Here is a 21,296-nt window from a genome sequence, read left to right as displayed (position 1 = left end):
CCGCTGTCCGGATCCCGGAACACCGCGTGCGACGCCCGGCTTTCTCCTCCCGCGATCAGCTGAGCCAGCAGATGCGCCCCGTCCTCCTTCGCCCGTCCGTTGCCGGTGAGGAACGCGGCCGTCACCTGGTGCAGCACGACGGTTCCGCCATCCGCCCGGTCGAGCACCACCGACAGCTCCGGGTCGGCCTTCAGCCTGACCTTGGCGCCGCCGGCCGTGAGCTCCGTGTTCGCCCGGTCCACCACCCGCTGGGTCGCGAAGAACATCTGGGGCCGGGGCTCCGTGCCGAAGGCGATCGTGCGGTCCGCCGAGACCCACAACGGCGGCCTGTCCACCGCGGACACGGACTTGAGTTCCAGGCCGACGGTCTCGATGCCCGGGAAGCCTGCGGGACCCTCCTCGTAGCGAACCGAGCCGGGCTCCCCGACATAGCTGAACAGCGAATCCGTCGCGGCCCGGGCGCCGGTCACCTCGTAGTCGTGGACCAGTTCGGGCTGCGGGCGCCGATCCGCGAAGGGGTCCTCCTCCTGGACGGACTCCTCCTGTGGTTCCTCCTCCGGGTGTTCCGAGTAGACCGACGACGTCTCCGAGTCGTCGTCCGGCTCCTGTGCCGGCTCCGGCTGCTCCGAGTACACCGAGGAGGCTGCCGCGTCCTCTTCGTCGAAGATCGACGTCTCGTCCCACCAGCCGGTGGCCGGGTCGCCCGACGTCCGGCCTGCCGGGGTGCCGTCCAGTCCCCGCGCCCGGTAGGCCGCCATACCGGCGGCGTTCAGGAGGGAGGCCTCCAAGTCGCCTTCCTCGTCGGAGTACTCGGAGTACGACGTGGTCTCCGCTTCCTCCGCCTCCTCGTCGCGGGAAGGGAGCAGCGGGGCACCGCCGCGCGGGCCATGGATGGGACGCGGCCTCGACGCGTTTTCCGCGATGATCTGCCCGACGTCGACGCCGAGTTCGCGCAGGCGGTCTTCGACCGCCTGGAACCGCGCCGCGGCGGCGTCCTCGCGTTGGCGGGCCGCCACCCGTGGGTCGGGGGCGTTGGCCGAGCCGGTACCGGAACGCCAGGCCGCTTCCGCCGCCCTGAGCAGGGCACCCGCCTGGCGCAGATCCGCGGAGGCCTCCGCACGCTCTTCCATCGCCTCCTGCACGTCCTGCGCCTGCTGCTCGGCGTCAGCCGGCACGGCCGCGCGCCGGGAGGGAACAGGACGCTGCGCTCCGGCGCCACGAGCAGCGGCACCAGGAGCAGCGGCACCAGGAACGGCACCGCCAGGCCGCTGCGCCCCGGCCGGAGGCCGGGCTGCGGCAGCAGGGGCACCGGAGGCAGCCCCCTGCGCGGCGGCCGGAGGCGCGGCCGGGCGGGCCGGCTGGAGGCCCGCAGGTCCCGCGGCCGGGGGCTGGGCGAGCGGCCGGCCCCGCTGGGGCGGCCGGAGGCCGCCCGCCCGGTGGTTGAGGGGCGGGGCGGGGTTGAAGGGGGCGACCGGCACGGCGGCGAGGTACTCGTCGCCGCGTTCGTACACCGTCACCGTGTTCGCGCCACGGGTGGTCGCGGTGCCGAAGGTGTCGACGGTGCCGTCCTCGTGGACGAGCGTCAGATGGATCCCGTTGGCGCGCGCGGTCAGCTCGACGGCCAGCAGTGCGGTCGCCCGGTCCCAGCGCCGGGCCTCGCTCAACTGGGTCCGGATCAGGGCCTCTTCCTGGGCGCGGGTGAGCGTCAGGGAGGCGGGGAGCCGGCCGCCGCGCTGTCGGAACTCACGGGCCTGCGCCGGGGTGAGCGCCACCCCGGCCGCCGTCAGCTCCGGCTGCCGGAACGTCGCCCGGGGGGCGAGCCGGGCGGTGGCGGGCAGCGGCAGGGCCGGTCCCGGGGTGGTCACGGTGACCGTGCCGGGGGCCTGCTCCCGGGCGGCCGCCAGCGCGGTCGCCACGGCCGGGTAGAAGCGGTTGCCGTCCCCGGGGGGCTCCAGCAGGTCCAGGACATAGCCGTCGGGGTCGGTCAGCCGGGCCGGGTGGGTTCCCGCGTCGAACCTGGGACCGCCCGCGTGGACCGTGCCGTCCAGGCCCTCCCAGGTCCAGGGGCGGGCGGTGTGCGCGGGCAGGGCGCCCGCGGGGACGGGTGCCGGGGGTGCCGGAGGTGCGGCCACCTTCCCGGGCGTGCCCTGCGTCGGCCTCCGGTCCACGGCACGGAAGTGCCGGTCCGCGAGGTGGAGCACCACCCGTTCGGCGGCCGGGTCGGCCGGGGCGTCGGGGTCGGGGCCGTAGTCCTGGAAGGTGCCGTCCGCTCCGACGACCCGGACCACGACGCCGAACCGCTGGGCGGCGAGCGGCGCGAGCAGGTCGGCGGCGCTGTGGTCCCAGCCGGTCTCGCCGTCCGCGTCGGCCGGGCGGCGCAGCTGTGCCACGGCGACGGCGCGGCGCTGGGCGGCGGTGAGCGGGCGATGGCGCTGGTCGGGGGTGGGCCGCGGTCCGGCCGAGTACGGGAGCACGCCCAGGGCGTCGAACTCCCGCCGCTGCGGGGTGTCGTCCCCGAGGTCGATCCCGGCGGTGTCCAGCTCGGCGGCGGTGAAGGTGTCCTTCGTGTCCGGGGTGACGTAGGCGAGCAGCGGTGAGTCGTCCGGCAGGCCGGCCACCTGGCCGGCGAACTCGCGGCGCAGGGTGTCCGCGTCACCGGGCAGTTCCAGACCCGCGGTGAGCGCGTGGAAGAAGGACCTGCCGTCGTTGGGCACGTCCACCAGCCGGTGGATCGTGCCGGCCCCGGGCTCGATCAGCGCGGCCGAGCCGTCGGAGGCGATGGCGTCGGCGTAGCGGGGACGCGGCGCCGCCTGGGGTCGTACGGCCGTGGGGGCGGCGGGTGTGAGTACCGGCTCGGGCACTCCGGCCCGGGTGCGGACCGCGGCCTGCGGATCATCGTCCTGCAGCCGGTGCCAGCGGGTCAGCCGGTCGGTCTCGGCCCGGGTTTGGTGGAGGACGCCGGCCGCGGCCTCGGCGGCGGTCTGCTGGGCGCGCACCTCCCGGACGCGGGTGTCGAGGGCGGCCTGTGCCGCGTCCCGGGCGGCGACCGCGATGCGTACGTTCTCGTCGGCGACCAGCACCGGCTGATCCGCCGCGGTCCGTCGCTCGTCGGCCGTGTCCCTGGCCGCCCCCACGGTCCGGTCCCATTCGTCCTGGCGGGCCTGCCGTTCGATCTGCCGGGCCCGCTGTTCGATCTGCTGGAGTTCGGCGAGCCGCTCCTCCACCCGGTGCTGGGCCTCCAGGGCCTGGGTGAGCTGCCGGTCGAGGGCGTCGAGCTGCTCGCGTTCGACCTCCGCCCAGCCCTCGTGCTCGGCCTGCGACGAGCTCTGCGCCTCCCGCTCGGCTGCCAGCGCGTCGCGGGCGGCGGCCACCGCCGCCCGGGTGGTGTCCAGGGCGGTCCGGGCCTGCCGAAGCGCGTCCAGGTAGGCGGCCGGCGGCGGATCGACTGGGCGGTCGCGGCGGGCGTCCGCGGCTGTGATCGCGGCGTCCAGGTCGGCCTGGGCGGCGGCGTACTCCCGCCCCGCGGCGGCGTGGGCCTGGTCGGCGGCGCGGCGGGCGGCGGCCGGGTCGGCCGCGTCGAGCGCCTCCTGGAGGTCGGCGAGGCCGCGGCGCAGGCTCCAGTACTTCTGGTCGGCGTCGGCCCACGCCTTGCCCGCGTCCCGTACCCGGTCCCAGGCCTCGGCGACCTGCGAGGGGAAGTTGGCGTCGGTGATCAGCCCGAGGTCACGGGCGACGTCCTCGCGGACCCAGGCGACCACATAGGTCGCGGACTCGACCGCCTGCCGGCCGGGCTTGACCGCGCCGAAGGTGCCGCTCATGTGGTCACGGGTCCACACGCCGATCGAGCTGTCCTTGAAGTGCCGGGCCACTTCGGCGACGCTCAGCCAGACGACCGGGATCGCGAACGCCATCGCGCGGCCCGTCTTCGGCTTGACCAGGTCCTGCCTCACCAGGTCGTCGGCGGTGATCTCGCCGTCGGTCTCACTGGTGTCGAAGCCCGTGCCGCTCGCCCCGGGGCCGGCCACACCGACGGCGTCGGACCTGATCGCCGGGAAGAAGCCGACCGCCGAGTCCTGGGTACCACCCTGGGAGGGGGTCACGTTCCTGTTCTCGGCGTACCGGTCGGGCGCCTCCATGCGGATGCCGTCGGCGACCGTCAGCAGCTCCGCATGGGCGAAGGCGGGCCGCGAGTAGATGGTCAGCGACCCGTCGGACCGGTCCGCGAACAGGTCCTCGGTCAGCCCCGCCACCGGATAGCCCTCGGCGCTCGCGCTCTGGTGGTAGAACGCGGACAGCGCGCTGTTTCCGGTGCCGTCCTCCAGTGCCTGCGCGGAGCCGGTGCCCGGTACCGTCAGACCGCTGGACGTCGCCTTGCCCAGCGCCAGGTCCAGCGCGTCGTCGGTCAGGGCACCCGAGGCGCCGGCGAGCGCGTTGTCGTACGCCTTCGCCAGCGCGATGGTGTTGGCCGCCTGCACCCGGTGCGCCTCGATCACCGTGCGGACCTGGAATCCGTCGGCCGGCATGGTGAACGGCCTCGTCGTGCCGTCGGGGTGCGGGGTGGCGCGCCAGGCCTCGATCTGTGCGGGTGTGGTGGGGATCCGGGCTCCCGTCAGCACGTTCACGCGCGACTGCCCGAGGTCCAGGTGCGGCGGGGACAGCGGGTCGTCGTCGGCGTCCGGATCGTCGTCCGCCCCGGTGTCCGGCAGCATCAGGCTGGCCGGCACCAGTTCCCGCAGTGCGCCGACGGCGCCCTCGGTGAAGACCTCTTGTGCCTTCTTCGCCTTCCGCTTGCTCCTGAGGGTGTCCTCCCCCGTGTCGCCCTCGATCTCCAGGCCGAGCTGGAGCCGGTACCCGGTGGTGAACTCGGCGTGCGGCTCACTGGTGTACACCGACCACAGCTTCGTACGGGTGGCCGACCGGGTGGCGGATGTCGCCTGCCGGTTGGCGCCCGTCTCGATGTACGTCGGACCGGCCGCCGTCAGCACCGGGTCGCTGGTGTGCACACCCTCGGTGACCTGCCCACCGATGTCCCGGCCCTTCGCCACGCTGAAGCCCTCGGTGACGGTCTCGACCGCCCAGCGGTGGTCCTCCAGCTCCATGGACGGCCACAGGCCCTCGAACTCCGGGGTGCCCGGCACCAGCGCGGCCCGCACCCGCACGGTCCGGGTGCCGATCCGGTACCGCTTCCAGCCGAGGACGCCGATCCTGGCCGGTGCCGAGGTACCGATGCCCACCATCTCGCGACGCAGCGCGCGGACCACCCGGGACGAGACGAGCTGCCGGATGGCCTCCCGGCTCTCGTCGTCCATCCCCAGGTCTCGGACCTTCTGGTTGAATTCGTCCAGTACCCGGCTGGTGTCGAGGGAGTTCACCGGATAGGTGGCGAACGGGCTGTTCGTGAACCACTCCGGCTGCGTCCACACATGGATCGCGTACGTCGGCACCGCGCCCTCGGCGTCCGCCGCGTCCGTGAGGACGCGCAGCAGATGGGCACTGCGCTCGGGAAGATGCCCGAGCCAGCCACCGCGGACCCGCAGGCGCTCCCCGCCCCAGCCGCGCACCCCGCCCGGCAGCAGCCGGCGCAGCGGCGACAGCAGCCCGAACACCCGTATTTCGGCCGCGACCTCGTGTTCCGCGTCACCGGCGACCAGCACCTGGTACCCCGCGTCGACCCGGTTGATGTCCGAGACGATGGTCCGGGCGATCTGGACCGACTCCCCCCGGGAGGTCCACCAGGGACGCACCGTCACTCCGTAGCCGCCGGTGATTTCCGGACCGACCGGGTGGGAGTGGTTGTAGACGAAGGTGCCACCGAAGGACTGGGTGAACGACTTGCCCCGCGACCCCGACGCCTGGGTGCTGCCGGTGACCGTCAGCTCGGTCTCCAGCGGGGCCGGCCGGGCCAGCGCCCGCAGCACGCTCACCCGCACCCGGTGGACCACGGTCCCCATGTCGTCCAGGTAGGGCCCCTTGCCGAAGAGCCCGGTGGTGCGCGAGCCCAGCGGGCCGGAACTCTGGTCGAAGTCCGCCGTCAGGTACTGCGGCCGCTGCGGGCGCACCGCCGCGTCATGCGCGGGCGAGCCCAGCGTGGTGAGGTGCCACGCCCCCCGGGACGCCTGCTTCAGAACCCGGTCCACGATGCCGGGCTCGCCGCCCAGCGCCACGACGGACACGGTCTGGTAGGGGTGTTCGGAGAGCGGCCCCGGCCGGTGGTCGTCGATCGCCGAGAGCGCGCCCTCCGTCAGCGCCTTGGCCTCGGCGGAGTCCATGGGCTCCTGGGTGATCCGGACGTCGTCCGGGAGCGCGTACGGGTTGTCGGCGCCCGGCGCGTGCGGGTCCCGGCTCGGCATGTGCTCCGAGGGCACGCTGATCAGCACCCGGGCCGCCACGGCGGGGTCGGGCGCGGTGTCGCCGACGACCTCGGTCTTGCTCTGCGTGAAGACGAAGAGCCGGGTGCCCAGGATGCCGAGCGAGGCGATGCCCCGGAACAGGCTGCGCAGACGCCAGTAGCCGCCCGTGCTCGCCGAGAACGTGATGCCGTAGCTGAACAGATGGGACGGCCTGGTGCTGACCGCCATCGGCTCGAACGCCGCGCCCGGGCCGTAGCCGATCCCGTGCTGGGTCCGGCCGTCCGCCTGGTAGCCCACCTGGCCGGTGCCGCCGTGCTTTGCGGAGCCGATGTTGTCGACGTGGCTGTCCCGCACCGACACCTGCAGTTCGAACCCGGCTCCGGAGCTCACCGACATGTTCTGCTGGCCGCTGAGGGAGGTGGATCCGGGGGTGCTGTAGCGCATCTTGAGGTCGTTCTGGGTGCCCTCGTATCGGCGGTCGGTCAGTTCGGCGTCGAGCCAGATGTACCGGTAGCCACGGGTGAACCGGCCCGGCTCCACCAGTTCGACCCGGATGCCGGTGCTGGACAGCGCCTGCAGGTTCCCGGCCGTGCTGTGGTGCGACAGCGCGTTGATGACGGTCAGGGTGTTGGACAGCACCATCTGGTAGTGCGCGTGGTTCCGCCACTCGGACGGGTCACCGAGGTCGACGTACGGGGCGACCAGATCGGGGAACTTCCGGTGGACCGCCTCCAGGACCTGGTCGATCAGGATGTCCAGCACGGTGCGCCCGGGTCCGCCGGCCGCCTCGCCGAGTTCGACGCCCTCGGGGCCCTGCACCGCCGGGGTGATCCCCGTGGGCCGCTCGGTGTACCGGCCGTCGGCGAAGGTGAAGCTCTCCACCCGGCTCATGCCGAGGGTGGGCGGGTGGTCCTGGGTGAGATACGCCGGGGCGAACGGCACCGCGCCGCTCTGCCGGCGCAGGGTGGTGCCGTCGTCCCAGCCGGCCAGCCGGCGCGCCTCGGTCTGCGTCATCCGGTCCAGGCTCCAGGTGACGAACGGCGTCGCCGCCGGGTCCCCGGTCTTGCGCACGTAGACGGTCTTCTCGACCAGATACAGGTCGGTGGTCGCGCCCTTCGCCCGGCCCACCGCCTTGACCCCGCCGACACCGCCCGTCACCTGCGAACGTCCCGACATGTGCCCGTAGCGGGCGACGGGGCCGAACTGGATCCGCATGCGGAGGCTGTCGACCAGGCCGAAGAGACTCGGCAGGTTGAAGGTCGGACCCGCCACGACGGTGAGGTCCTGCTGGAACGCCTTGGTCACCCGGCGCTCGTTGCGCACGGTCAGCTGACCGCTGTCCCGCAGTTCCTGGACGTCCTCCTCCGAGACGAGGAGGGCCCGCCCCGGGATCACCCGCTCGATCACGAACGCGCCCAGCGGAGTGTGCTTGTTGTCGTCGTCGAACAGCGGCGCACTGGCCACCCGGGAGCGGGACAGCCGCGCGGCCATCTCCCGGAAGCTGTCGGAGGAGAAGAGCACGTCGAGTTCGTCGTAGGCGGAGGTGCCCTCCCGGGTGCCGATCCGGTCCACCGCCCAGTCCCGGATCTCCCGGATCGGTCCGAAGTCCTCGGTGAACACCAGCCGGTAGTCCGACTCCGCGCTGAGGTTCATCGTCCTCGGGGTCCGGCCCGGCTCCGACCCGTCCGTGAGACTGTCCGGCAGCCGCAGCGACAGACCGTCGCGCACGGCGAAGCCGACGGCGTGGTCCGGACGGGCCGCTTCCGCGGGCCTGCGCCGCCAGGGGGTGCCGAGGACGCCCCGGCGAACGGGCCGCAGCGCCCCGTCCCTGACGGTCAACTCGTAGTACACGTCGTCGAGATGCAGATGAGAGGGGCCGGTCGAGCGGTTCTCGGCCTGGCTCAGCACCTGATCGCTCATCAGGTAGTCGAAAGCGGTGGTGTATCCGAACCGTGCGGCGACCCGGCCGAACCCGACGAACATGGCGCTCGGCGGGCCGAGCGGCACACCCGGAGCGATCTGACGGGTGGTGGCGACCGTCTTGCTGGCCCCGGTGGTGGCCTGGCTGCGCCGCATGTTGTCGACCTTGGTGAGCTTGCCCTCACCGTCGCCGAACCGCTCCCACTCGCCGTAGTTGCGCACCCTGATCTGCAGCGTGCGGATCCGTCCCTCGACGGTGCGGTACACGAAGTCACGCCCGTCGGCGGCGAAGGTCCGGGGCTCGCCCTCCAGGGCCCGCCCCACCCGGTCGAGCAGGGCCGCGATCCCGTTGCGGCGCGGACGCCTTCCGCGCGGCCGCGGGTCCTGCGGCCGGGTCGCCGGGTCCTGTCCCAGCAGCCGCTCGATCTCCGCCATGACCTGGTCGGCACCGCGCAGCACCACCGCGCTCTGCCCGAAGACGGCGGCGTCGTCGAGCACCGCCAGCCGGTCGGGGTCGGTGAGCACATCCGGGTCGTCCTCGGCCAGGAGCGTCAGCAGGTTGAGGTAGTCCGGCATCCTGCTGCCGTCCTCGAACCGGTTGGGGCCCTGGTGGACGGGCGGCGGCAGCAGGGCCCGGTCCAGCCGGGCCGGCCGGTGCAGCTCCAGCTCCTCGTCGATCCGCGCCCCGGGGAACCCGGGCCGCTGGACCGGGGCGGACGGGGCGTCGGGGGACGGGGTGACGACGATCTCCGGGAGCTGCCCCTGGGCCTGCCCCGGTTCCTGGGCCTGGCCCTGCCCCTGTCCCCGGTTCGTGGGACCGGCGGCACCCACGCGAGGGGCTCCGCCGGGTGCGATGCCGAGCTTCAGCTGTGTGCGGGCGGCTTCTTCCTCGGCCTTCCTCAGGGCGATGACCGCGCGGGCGGTCACGTCCACAGTCGACTTCGTGTCCTTCTTCCAGTACGACTGCAGCGCGGCGTACGCCTTCGCCACCTCCTCGGCGGTCGCGGGCCCCTTGTTCCACTTCAGCCGCTCCAGCTCCCTGTTCACGGAGGCCTTGAGCAGGGAGAGGTAGGAGGCCGACAGTTCGCCGGCGTCCGGCTGGGGCTCCGGTTGCGACGGCGACGGCGACGGCGACTGCGACTGCGACTGCGGCTGCGACTGCGACTGCGGCTGCGGCTGCGGCTGCGGCTGCGGCTGCGGCTGCGGGGTGGCGGGGGGCTCGATCGTGGTGGGCGGTGCGGTGTGGCGGGCGATGCCGGACGGGGCCTCGGGGCCGAAGGTCCAGATCACCGGCTCGGACGGGGGTGCGGTGCCGGGTTCCAGGGTGGCGCCCACGAAGCCCAGGGCCGTACCCAGATCGTGGCCGACCGGAACGCCGCGGCCCTGTCCCGGCACGTTCAGGGCGAAGCCCTCGCCGATGTCGACGCGCAGGTCCACACCGCCCGCGTCGTGCGGGACGGGGGTTCCGGCGACGATCTCCGCGGGGCCGGTCTGGACCGGCAGTCCCACCGGCGCGAGCACCAGGGTGTTCAGCTCGTCGGCGACCTGAGCGCCGAAGGACGGGAGACCGGCCTCTGCGCGCCCGGCCTGGCCCGCCAGGATGACGACGGGCAGCCGGGTGCCCGGTTCCCATGCCGTCCGGCGCTCGACGTACTGCGCGACCTCCGCCGCCGTCCGCCAGCGTCCGGCCAGGTACATGCGGTTGTCGCCGACCCGGTACTGGCCGCCCACGATGACCGCGCGGTCGCTCGTCGGCAGCAGCGGGGAGGCGTGGTCGCGGGTGGGCAGCTCGTGCCGGCCTACGAACCGCGCCCCGGTGAGGCCGCCGCCGTTCAGGGCGACCTTCGCGGTACGGGCGCCGGTTCCGCCGCCCGTACCGTCGGCCGACGGTACGGCGGTGCCGTCCTCGCGGGTGGTGGCGGCCCGGGGGGTCTCCGACGCCGGATGCCCGAGCGCCTGCTCCTGGGCCGCGTGCTGCCACTGTTCGTCCCAGCGGGCCGCTTCGGCGCGGGCGGCCTGTGCGGCGGCCTCGTCGGCGGCGGCCTGGCGCTGCACGGCCCGCGGGGCCGTGCCGCCCTTCGTCCCGGCCTGGGCCTCGCGCAGCGCGTCGGCGGAGGCCTTCGCGGCCGAGGCGGACTCCTCGACGCGTTGCCGGTTCCAGGCCGAGACCAACTGGTAGATCTCGTCCCGGGTCTGCCGCGTGTCGCCCGTCCAGTCCGCGAGTCCGGAGGGCTCGGCGGAGGTGAGCACCGACTCGTTGTGTACGGTCTCGGACGGCGTCGCGGTTTCGTGGATCTGCGTCTCCGCCGTAGGGGCGGACTGCTCCCCGGGGACGGCGGGGGTGTTCTCGGCCGCCGCCTTGGGCTGCTTGGCCGTCGGCCGGGCTGTGGTCGGCTCCGCGGCCTTGGCCGCCGCGTCGGCCGCCCTGTTCGTCTCGACCTCGGTCTCCAGGCGCCACTGGGCCGCCGCCCGATCGGCCTCCGCCTCCTGGCGGTTCCGCCCGGTGTCCGACCTCGCCTGCTCGGCGGCCTGTACATCCGACTGCGCCTGGCGCGCCGTCTCCTGGAGGTCCGCCTTGTAACGGGCGACCGCCTCCGCCACGCGCGCCTGTTCGGCCTTCGTGGCGGCCGGGGAGGGGGTCTTGGTCTCTGCCGACGCGGAAGACTTGGTTTCCGCGGACGCGGAGGTCTTGCCCTCGGCGGACGCCGAGGTCCTGGCCTCCGCCGACGTTGCGGACCCGGCCTCCGCCGACGCCGTCCCGGTCTCCCCGGACGCCGTCCTGGTCTTCGCACCCGTGGCGCGCCCGGTCTCGCCCGTCCGCGCGCCGTCCGTCCCGGCCCCGGTGCGCCCGGACTCACCGGCACTCCCCCGGTTCTCGGTCGTATCCGTGCGTGCCGTCTGTGCGGCGCTCGCGGTGTCGTGCTCCGTGCGGGCGGTCTCGGCTACGGGTGCCTTCTCGTCCAGCGTCTTCAGGAAATCGGAGAGGGCCGCCGCGTACGGCGACTGCGGCAACCGCACCTCGGGCCGCTCCAGCACCGCGGCCTGCGCCGACGGGTTCGCGTCGGACTTCGCGGCGTCCGTACCGTCCCCGTGCCGGTCGGCGGAGGTCGCGTCGGCGCTCCCGCCGGGCTCCGTGGCCCCGGACTTCTCGATCCGGGCACCGTCCGCGTCGTCGCGCGTGACGGACGCGCGCCCGTCGCCGATCGGCGTCACCGTTCCCGTCAGCGGATCCTCGACGGCGGCGGCTCGTACGCCCTTGCCCTGGAGGACGCCCGCCAACGCGGCCTGGTAGTCGGCCAGCGTCTCCGTCATCGCCTTCTCGTTGCCCGATTCCCACGCCTGGCGAAGTTCGCTCGCCCACGCCCGCGCGGCCTCCTCGGACATTCCGGCCCTGGACGCCTGCCGGAACACGGCTTCCTGCTGGCTCTCCGCCCCCTTCCGGAAGTTCGCCTCCCCCTGCGCCTGCCGCACGTCGGAGATGTGCGTCCGCAGCGCGTCCAGCACCCGCTGCACCCCGCCCGGGCCGCTCTCCTGGTGCTCGCGCACGGCCCAGTCGCCCCACGCCTTGGCCTGCCCGAGGAGTCCGTCCTTGGTGGGCAGGGTGCGCAGCGCGTAGTCGGCCATCAGGGAGCCGATGCGCTCCGTCGGCATATGGGACTGCGGCAGCTCGCCCTTGCTGCCTGTCAGCACCTTCTGCCAGGGCTCCTGCTTCGCCACGCCGTCCCGGATCGGCTCCGGCCGCCTGCCGCTGGCCACATCCGCGCGCTCGGTGAGGTGGTCGGCCCGGATCTGGGCCACCTCGGCCCGGCCCGCGGTGTCCCCGGCACCCTGCTCCGCCTCGGCCAGCCGGGTCCGCAGCTCGCTGATCTCGGCGGCGTGGACGTCCCCGCGTTCCTGGGCCGCCTTCAGCTCCGCCTTCGCCGTCTCCAGCCGTGTCTGCCGCGCCGGCTCCCCGAGGGTCTCGGCCCGCCGGGCCTCGACGAACTGGGCCCGCGCCTCGGCCACCGCGGCGTCGTCGGACTGCTTGCGCTCCACGGTCTCCTGACGGTGCGTCACCGTCTGCACGTCCGACCGCGACACGTCGGCCAGAGCGCGCCCCGTGTCCTCCGTCGCCGCCTTGGCCTCCGCCACCTTGGCCTGTGCGGCCTGGATCCCCGGGTCGTCGGCCTTCTGCGCCGCCCGGAGGTCCGCCCGCGCCCCCGCCAGCCGCGCCTGCTCGGAGGCCACCGCGTCCCGGGCCTCCGACAGCCACTCCCGTGCCGACTGGACGGCGGCCGGGTCGGCGTCCGCACGCTGTTCCGCCGCCCGCAGTTCCGCCTGGGACAGCTGCTCCTCGTGGAGCCTGCTCCGTAGGGACTGCTCGGCCTCCAGCACCTGGGTGCGTGCCGCGTCGACGGCCGCCGGGTCGACGCCCGCGCGCTCCTGCGCCGTCGACAGACCCGCCCAGGCCTCGTCCAGCCTCTGCAGTGCGGCCCGGTCGGCGGCGAGCGCGTCGGAGGCCCGCGCCTCTCCCTGCGTCGGCGCCGTCTGTTCCGGCCGGTTCTTGTTCTGGGTCCGCAGCGCGGACTGCAGCTTCTGCCGGGCCGCCGCGGTGTTCTCCGGCGCCTCGCGCACGGCCGTCCGGGCCTCGTTGACCCGCGTCTCGGCCGCCTGCACCGTCTGATCCAGCAGTGCGTCCAGCTTCGGCCGTGCCTCCGCGACCACCTGGTCGCGGTGTACGGCGGCCGACTCCGCCTCCTGCCGTGCGGTCCTGGCCTCCAGCCGCGCCTGCACCGCCTGTTCCGTCAGACGCACGGGGTCCGCCGCGCCGGACCGTCCGCCCGTCGTCTCGGACCGGTCGTTCATCAGGTGCTGGACCAGCGCGTCGCCCTGCTCCTGGGTACGTGGCCGGTCCGCGCGCTTGCCGGCCGCGTCCGCGAGGATCCGCGTGACCTGTGCCTCCCGCGCCGCGGGGTTGTCCGGGGGCAGCGACCGCGCGGTCAGGTCGCCCTGCGCGAACCGCCGCTCCAGCTGTGCGACGTGTACGGCGTCCTCGGCCTTGTGGACCTTGTCGAGCGCGGCCTCGCGCAGCGACACATCCGACCCGGGGCGTTGCATGACCGACCGGAATTCGGCCTGGGCCTGCGCCAGCTTCTGCTGTTCCGTCCTCAGCGCGCTCTCGGTCTCGGTGAGCCGCGTCTGCGCGGCCTTCCGGTCCGCGGCATCCGCCGCGCGGTGGGTGATCGCCTCCAGGTCCGCCCGCGAGGCCGCGTCCTTGGCCTCGGCCTCGTACAGGGCGCGGCCGGCCGCTGGCCGCGCCTCGGCGGCCCCCGGCGCGGTCCGGTCGCCGCCCTCGCTCCGACGCGTGGTCTCCAGGTCGGCGAGCGTGGCCGCCAGGTCCTCCCGTGCCGCGCGCCCTTCCTGGTAGGACTCGGCGGTCCGGGTCTGAGCCGCGTCGAGTTCCGCGGTGTCGGACCGGCGCCCCTGTGCCGTCTCCAGATCGGCCCGCTCCACCGGCAGGTCCCACCGCGCGGCCCGTGCCTCATGCCGTGCGGCCACCTGGGCGTCCTGGGCCTGGTAGGCCCGGTCGAGCGCGTCCGCGCGGCGCTCGCCGTCCGCCGCGGAGCCGGTCCTGTCCCGGAGCATCGAGGTGAGTTCCGCCAGCGCTTCCCGCACCTCCCGGCCCCTGGCGGCCAGCGCATCCTGGGCCTTCGCGACCCGCGTCTGGGCGGTCCCAAGCGCTTCGGGATCCGCCTGGCTGAGATGCGCCGCCTCCCATTCCGCGCGTACCGCCGCCTCGTGCTCGACGGCCTCGCGCTGCGCACGCTCCGTCGCCGCCACGCGGGCCTGTGCGGCCTGTACCGCCGGGTCGGCGGCCTCGCTCCGACGGGCCGTCGGTTCCGCCTGTGCCCCGTCCCGTTTCCCGCGCGTGCCCACACCGTCCCGGGTCTCGGCGGCCTGGGTCAGGGCAGCCGCCAGCTCGGCGGCATCGGCCTGGCGCTGCCGCACGGCCGCCACATCGGCCCGCGCCGCCGTCAACTCCCGCGCCGACGCCGACTCCACGGACTCGGACTCGGACAGCCGCGACCGCGCGGCCTTCATGGCCGCCGACTCGGTCTTCTGGCCACGCCCCGCGACCGACTCGGCGCTCTCGCTCCGCCATGTCGCCACGAGGTCCGCCCTCGCCCCCGCCACTTCCTGCCGGGAGGCCCGTCGCGACTCGTAGGACTCGAAGACGCGGGTCTGTGCCGCCTCGACCTCCGCGGTGTCGGCCTGGCGTCGCTGTGCCGCGTCCCGAGCGGCCCGCGCGGACTCCGCGGTCCCCCGCAGCTCGGCGGCCTCCGTCCGCGTGGACTCCAGGGAGTCACGGATCTCGGAGACCCGGCTCTGCGCCGCCTCCGCCGCCTCCCGCGTCTCGGTGGCCCGGGTCTGGGCAGTCTCCACCGCCTCCCGCTTCTCGGCGAGCCGAGCCTGCGCGGCTTCCGCGGCCTCCGGTGTCGCCGACTCGGCGCTCTCGTTCTGCCGCGCCGTCTCCAGCTCCAGTACCGCCTGTGCCCCCGCCAGGTCCCGCTCCGCGGAGGCCGCCGCGGACTCGGTCTCCGACGCCTGCTTCTGCGCGGACTCCAGGTCCGCCCGCTTCCCGGCCAGCTCCCGCTCCGCCGAGAGCGCCGCGGACTCGGTCTCCGAGGCCCGCTTCTGCGTGGTCTCCAGGGCGTCCCGGGCCTCGGCGGCCTGGGAACGCGCGGAGTCCAGGGCCGCGGCTTCCGCTTCTCGCACCTGCGCGGCCGTCAGGTCGGCCCGGTCCGCGTCCCTGTTCAGCCGTGCGTCGCCCAGGGCGTCCCGGGTCTCGGCGAGTCGCGCCTCGGCGGCCGCGCGTTCGGCCTGACGCTGCTGTAGCGCCGTGAGACGGGTCTGCGCGTTCGCCAGTTCCGTCCGTTCGGTCTGTACGGCGTCCCGCGCCGAGGCGAGCCGGGCCTGCGCCGCTTCGACCGCGGCCGGATCGGTGTCCGCACTCCGCTGGGCCGCTGCCAGATCGGCCTGCGCCGCCTGCTCCTGCCGCTCGGCCTCCGACAGCGCGGACTCGGACTTCGAAACGCCCGTCTGCGCGGCCTCCACGGGGCCCTCAGCCTTGGCCGGCTGCGCCTTCTTCGCCGTCTGCGGAGCGTCCTTGAGGGTGGCGGGCTGCTTGTTCGCGTCCTGCAGGGCCTCCAGTTTCTCGGCATCCGCGTGACGCTGTACCAGCTCGGCCAGGTCGGTCCGCGCCGCCCGCTCCTGCGCCCGCGCGGACTCCAGCGTGTCCTGGGACTTGGCGGCCTTCGTCTCCACCGCCCTGAGCTCCGCGGTGATCGTCTGACGCAGCTGCACCGCGGCCAGATCGGCCCGGGCTTCCCGCACCTCCCGTTCCGCCGCCAGGACAGCGGACTCGCCCTCCGGCGCCCGCCCCCCGGTCTCGGCGTCCGCACGCTGCCGCGCGGTGTCCAGCGTGTCCTGCGCCTTGCCGACCCGTGTCTGCCCTGCCTCCAGCGCCCGGGCGTCTGCCTGGCGCCCCAGCGCCGCGTCCAGCGCCGCCTGCGCCGCGCGCCACGGCTGCTGTGCGCTCTCCAGGGCGTCCCACTTCTCGGAGAGCCGCTGTTCCGCCATCTCCCGGGCCACGTCGCCGACCTGACGCTCCTCTGCCTTCGCCAGGTCCTGCCGAGCCCCCTCCAGCGACTCCCGCAGAGACGCCACGGTGGCCTGCTCCCGGGCGCTTCCCGCCTCGGGGGCCTCCGCCAACTCCCGCTCCGCCGCCGACAGCGCGGCCTCGACCTCCGCCACGCGTGTCTGTGCCGCCCGCACGTCCGCGCCGATCCGTGCCTCCGTCGCCGCCAGCGCCGCGGCATCGGCCTTGCCCTCCCGCGCCGCCTTCGTGTCCGCCTCCGCAGCCTTCACCTCCGCGACCGCCGCCGACACCGCGGACTCGGTCTCCGACACCCGTGCCTGCGCCGCCGTCACGGCGTCCCCGGCCTCGGCGGCCCGCGACTGTGCCGTTTCCAGAGCCGCGGCATCGGCCTGCCGCTGCTCCGCCTCCAGCTTCTGTTCCGCCGTACGCACCGCGGACTCGGTCGCCGCGACCCGTGCCTGCGCGGCCTCGACGGCCGCAGGTTCGGCGCCCTCGCGCTGCTGTACGGCGGCCAGCTCGGCCTGTGCCGCGTCCCGCTCCCCCCGCCTGGCGTCCAGAGCGTCCCGGGCCTCGGAAACCCGCGTCTGCACGGCTTCCAGCGCCTCGGCGTCCGACTGCCGCCGCTGCGCCGCCGACAGTTCCGCCTGCTCTCCGGCCAGCTTCTGCCGTGCGGACGCCACGCCTTCCTGCTCCTTGGCGACCCGCGTCCGGGCCGCCTCCAGCGCCGCGGCATCGGCCTTGCCCTGCGTCGCCGTCAGGTCCGCACGCGCCGTCTGCTCGGCCCGCTCGGTCGCCGACAGCGCGGACTCTGCATTCGACACGCGCGTCTGCGCGGCCTCCACCGCGTCCCGGGCCTCGACGGCCCCCACGCGCGCGGCGGCCGGCGCCACGGCGTCGGCCCGACGCTGCCGGTCCGCCACCAGTTCCACCCCCGACCGGGCCGCCGGAGCCTCCGTATCGGGTCGCTCGCCGGTCTCGCTCCTGGCGGAGCTCCGGGCTGCTTCCTGACCCTGCCCCGCCGTACGCGTCTGCCCCTCATCGGCGTTGCGCCCCGCCGCCAGCACCCGCTCCACCGCGGACCGCAGCTGATGTTCGACCAGCGCGTCCTCCGCGTCGAACACCTGCTTGAGCGCCGACTCGCGCGCTTCCGCGCCCCCGGTGCCCCGCATCTCCTGGAGCACGGCGTCCTTGTTCGCCCGGGTCTCCGCCAGACGCGCCGCCGACAGATCCGCTCGGGCCGCCGCCTCCTTCGCCACGTCGTCGTACAGAGCGCGTTCGGCCGCCGTCACCCGCGCCTGCGCGGCCTCCACGGCCCCCGGCTCGGCGTCCGCGCGCTGCTGTACCGCCGCCAGGTCCGCGCGCGCCTCCCGTACTTCCGTCTTCCTTGCCGGTACGGCGGACTCGGCGTCTGCCAGACGCGTCTGCGCGGTCTCCAGGTCCGCCCGGACCTGGGCCCGTTCCGCCTCGGCCTGCTTGCCGGTCACCCGGTCCGCCAGGCTCCGCGCGGCGTCGGCCTTCGCGGTGGTGGTCAGCGCGGTGTCCATGGCCTCGGCAACGGCTGTCTTCAGCGTCCCGAGCTGGGCGGCGTTGTCCTGCTTGCGCAGCTCCAGCACCTCCAGATCCGCGCGTGCCGACGCGAGTTCGGCCAGCGCGTCGCCCCGGGCGGTCTGCGCCGCGGTCAGATTCGCGCGTGCCTCTTCGAGCGCGGCGGGGTCGACGTCCTTGCCACGCTGCTGCGCGGCCTCCAGTTTCGTCAGCTTCGTGCCGACCGACCGCAGCGTCCGCCGCGTCGCCGCGTCGTTCTTCTTGGCCGTGGACAGCCGGGTCTCCGCCTGCTTGACCGCGGCGGTGTCGGTGTTGTGACGGCTCTGTGCCGCCTCCACCTGCGGGCCGAGCTCCGTCATAAGCCGCTCTGCCCGGGCCTGCGCCGCCTCGGCCTCCAGCCGGGCCTGCTCGGCCTGCTCCACGGCCCGCGCCGGTTCCACTGCCTCGGGCCGGCCTTCGGCCTTCGCGTCGACGGACCGCCCCGACGCCTGCTCCCGCAGGGTGGTGATACGCGACTGCAGTGCGTCCATCACGCGCTGCACACCGGCGGAGCCGGAGTCGCGGTACTCCCGCGCGGCCCACTTGCCCCAGCCTGACACCTCGCCCCAGCGGCTCGGCCCGTCCATCGGCAGCTTCCGCTCCGCGTACGCGGCCATGTGGTACGACACGGTCTCCGGGGTCAGCCGGGCCGTCTCCAGGCCGATTCCGTCAGTGTCGTCCGCGAGCGTGCTCTTCCACGGGGTTCCGGCGGCCTCCTCGGAGGTCCGCGCCGATCCCTCGCCCAGCAGGCGGTCGACCCGATCCAGCGTGACCTTGGCCCGGATCTCCTCTACCCGCGCGACGCCTTCCGCGTGCGCTTCCTGGCGCACGGCCTCGTACAGCGCGGTCTGCTTGGCGACGAGGTCCTTGGCGGCCTCGTCCGCTCCGGACAGCTTCTCGTCGGCCTTGCCGCCGACCTTGCCGTCAGCCTCGCCGGTCTTGGCGCCGGCTTTGCTGTCGGTCCTGCCGGATTTGCTGTCGACCTTGCCGCTTTCGGCCGACGAGGACTTCGTCTCCTCGGACTTAGCCGCGAGGTCGGTCGCGTCCGTCGACTTCGCCGCGGCGGACCTGGACGTGTCGTCGGCGGACTTGGAGGCCGCCTCGGCACGGCTCGCCTCGCCGATCTCGGCCCTGGACTCCTCGGCCCTGGCGTTCGCCTCGGCGCGCTGCGCGTCGGCGATCTTCTCGTCGACCTCCTTGCGGACCGCGGCGTTCTGCCGGTTCTCGGCCCGCTGGCGCTTGGCGGCCTCCTTGTTGTCCGCGACCCGCTGCCGTTCCGCCTGGGTGATGTTCGTGCCGGTGGACGTCCGGTCCGACGCCGTCCGCCCGGATCCGGCTTCCTCGGACCTCGTGGTCGACCGCGCTTCGTCCGCACCCCGCTGGGCGCGTGACGTCTCGCCCGGCGCACCCGTGCGGGTCTGCCCGGTCCCGTCGGCCTCGGACGCGGCCCGCGCCGATGCCCCGTGCGGCGTGCCGCCGGCCTGCGAGATCCCCTCGGTCGCCTCCACGGGTGTGGTCTTGTCCCTCGCCGGCCCCGCGAGCGCGGCCGCGTCGCCGCCGTCGCCCGCCGCGGACCTGGCGTCCGCCCTGGTGCCGCTCGCCGGCCGCGCGCCCTCGGCCAGGGCCGCCGCCGGGCCGGCAGGCCGCACCTGCCGACCGCCCAGACCGGCGGCCGACTTCAGCGGCTCGCGTCCCGCGTTCGGGACCGCGCGTGTCCCGTCGGTGCCGCCGGAGGCCCGCTGCCCCTGGTCCGCCCCCGAACGTACGGCCGTGTCCCCGAGGTTGGCCCGGGCGCCGGGCTTCTTCGCCGCAGCGCTGCCCGCCGTCTCCGACGTGCCCGTACGACCGCCGCCCTCGATCTGCCCGACCGATGCCTCGCGCACCGAACCCGCCGGGTGGACGACCTCCGGCTTCGACGACGCAACCGACCGCACCGGAGACACCGTCTCCTCGGCCCCCGCGGTACGCGCCGACGCGTCCAGCGCGCTGTTACGCGCAGACGCGTTCGACGTGCCCGTACGACCGCCGCCCTCGATCTGCCCGACCGACGCCTCGCGCACCGAACCCGCCGGGTGGACGACCTCCGGCTTCGACGACGCAACCAACCGCACCGGAGACACCGTCTCCTCGGCCCCCGCGGTGCGTGCGCCCGTGTTCGGCGTGGCGGCGTGGTTGTCGCCGACGGATCGCAGCGCGTTCTGCGCCTGCCGCACCCCGGTGTCGACCGCCTTCGCCGCGCCGGGTACCGCGTTGCCGCCCGTGTCCTGCGCCCTGCCGCCGACGGCACCCGTCGTCGAGCTCGGCGTCTGGGGAGCGGCCTCGTGCGGGGCGCCGGTGGCCGGCTGGGCCTCCAGGTTCGTCCGCACCGCACGCTCGGCGCCGGAGGCGCCCACCGACTCCTGACCGCCGGTCGAGTGTCCGACCGTGGAGGCGTCCACGGTCCGATGGGCGGCCTGCGCCGTCTTGGCCACGCCGCTCAGGCCGGAGCCGACGTCGTGCAGGACGCTCTGGCTGGTGGAGCCGTCCGCCACGCCGCTCGTGATCCCGCTCGTACTCCCGCCGGCCGTCGAGGTCTTCGGCGCGGTCTGTACGGACTGGGTGGCGCCGTCGGTGGTGGTCCTCACCGCCGAGGAGCTTCCGGGCGAGGTGCCGGCGTCCACCGGGGTCACCTTGTTCGGTACGGCCGCCCCGCCGCCGGCAACCGGACCGTCGCCCGCGCCGGTCGTCGTCACCTTGGTCGGCGTCGGTGCCGTGTCCGTCGATGTGCGCACGGTGGTACCCGTGAGTGTCCGGGTGACGGTGGAGTTGACCGAGACGTCCGAGGACAGCGTCAGGTCGGACTTGGTGAGGCCCTTGGAGGAGTCGGCGATCGTCCCGCTGATGGAGGAGACGGAGGTGACCGACGACGGCAGGGTCAGTCCCGTACCACTGCCGGTGCCGGTGCCCGTCGCGGTGTCGCCCACCGAGGAGCCCACGTTCGCGGTGCCGACGTTCACATCGCCGACGTTGACATCGACCTTGAGTCCGTCCAGTTTCTCCTTGGCCACTTTGGCCAGGCCCTTGGTGACAGAGGCCACGGCCATGCCGACCCCGCCCCACAGCACCAGGTTCGAGATGAAACCGGGGATCTGTTCCAGGGAGGTGGGGACGGGAATGAGCTGCTGGGCGGTCGTCGGCAGACCGGCGGCGGCGTTGCCCGACGCCACCGCGGCCGCGTTGATAGCCATGAACTCGATGCCGAACCGGGCGACGTTCCCGGTGACGCTGGCCATCGTCACCGCCCAGTCGGGCAGGGTCTCCGTGACGGCGGTGACGGCGGACCCGACGAACTTGCCGACGTTCGAGGCCATGTTGCTCAGCGCGGTGACGGCTGTCGCGACCATTTCGGAGACCCTGCCCAGCAGGCCGACCACGGCGCCCAGCAGTCCGAGGAGTTCCGGCGCCGCGAAAACAAGCGCGCCCAGAAAGACACCGACGATACCGGCGATCAGTTCCGCCAGTGCCTGCTTCGCGAGCGTTTCCTCCTGCTCGGTGCGGAGCATGGCGTAATAGTTGATCATCTCGCCGGTGTCCCAGAACTCCTCGATGATGTTCATCACCGTTTCGCGCTGGTCGGAGAAGGCCTGGGTCATGTACCTCTCGGCATCGCCCCGCCACGCCCCGTTGTTCAGATCGAACTCGGCGCTGGTCATCCTGGCGGCCTGCTCGTCCAGGAAGTCACCGAAGTCGATGAGGGCGTTACCGAGTTCGTAGACCGGGTTCGGGTCCCAGGTCTTGTTGATGCTGAGCGTGTCGTCGGACAT

The 21,296-nt window shown here is 74.3% G+C and carries 1 protein-coding gene (cut by a window edge); it reads right to left on the bottom strand.

Translation table 11 applies throughout. The annotated features are described in order from the left end of the window. On the bottom strand, positions 1-21,296 hold the 5' portion of the coding sequence (locus tag ACGFZQ_RS13165) for a lonely Cys domain-containing protein (RefSeq protein WP_393840428.1). It extends 16,114 nt beyond the left edge of the window; the window shows 21,296 of its 37,410 coding nt (coding positions 1-21,296); its start codon is at positions 21,294-21,296; its stop codon lies off the left edge, out of view.

This window comes from Streptomyces sp. NPDC048254, assembly GCF_043201895.1.
Taxonomy (GTDB): Bacteria; Actinomycetota; Actinomycetes; order Streptomycetales; family Streptomycetaceae; genus Streptomyces.
The sequence above is the reverse complement of the archived record's forward strand: the minus strand, read 5'-3'. Positions and strand labels throughout refer to the sequence as shown.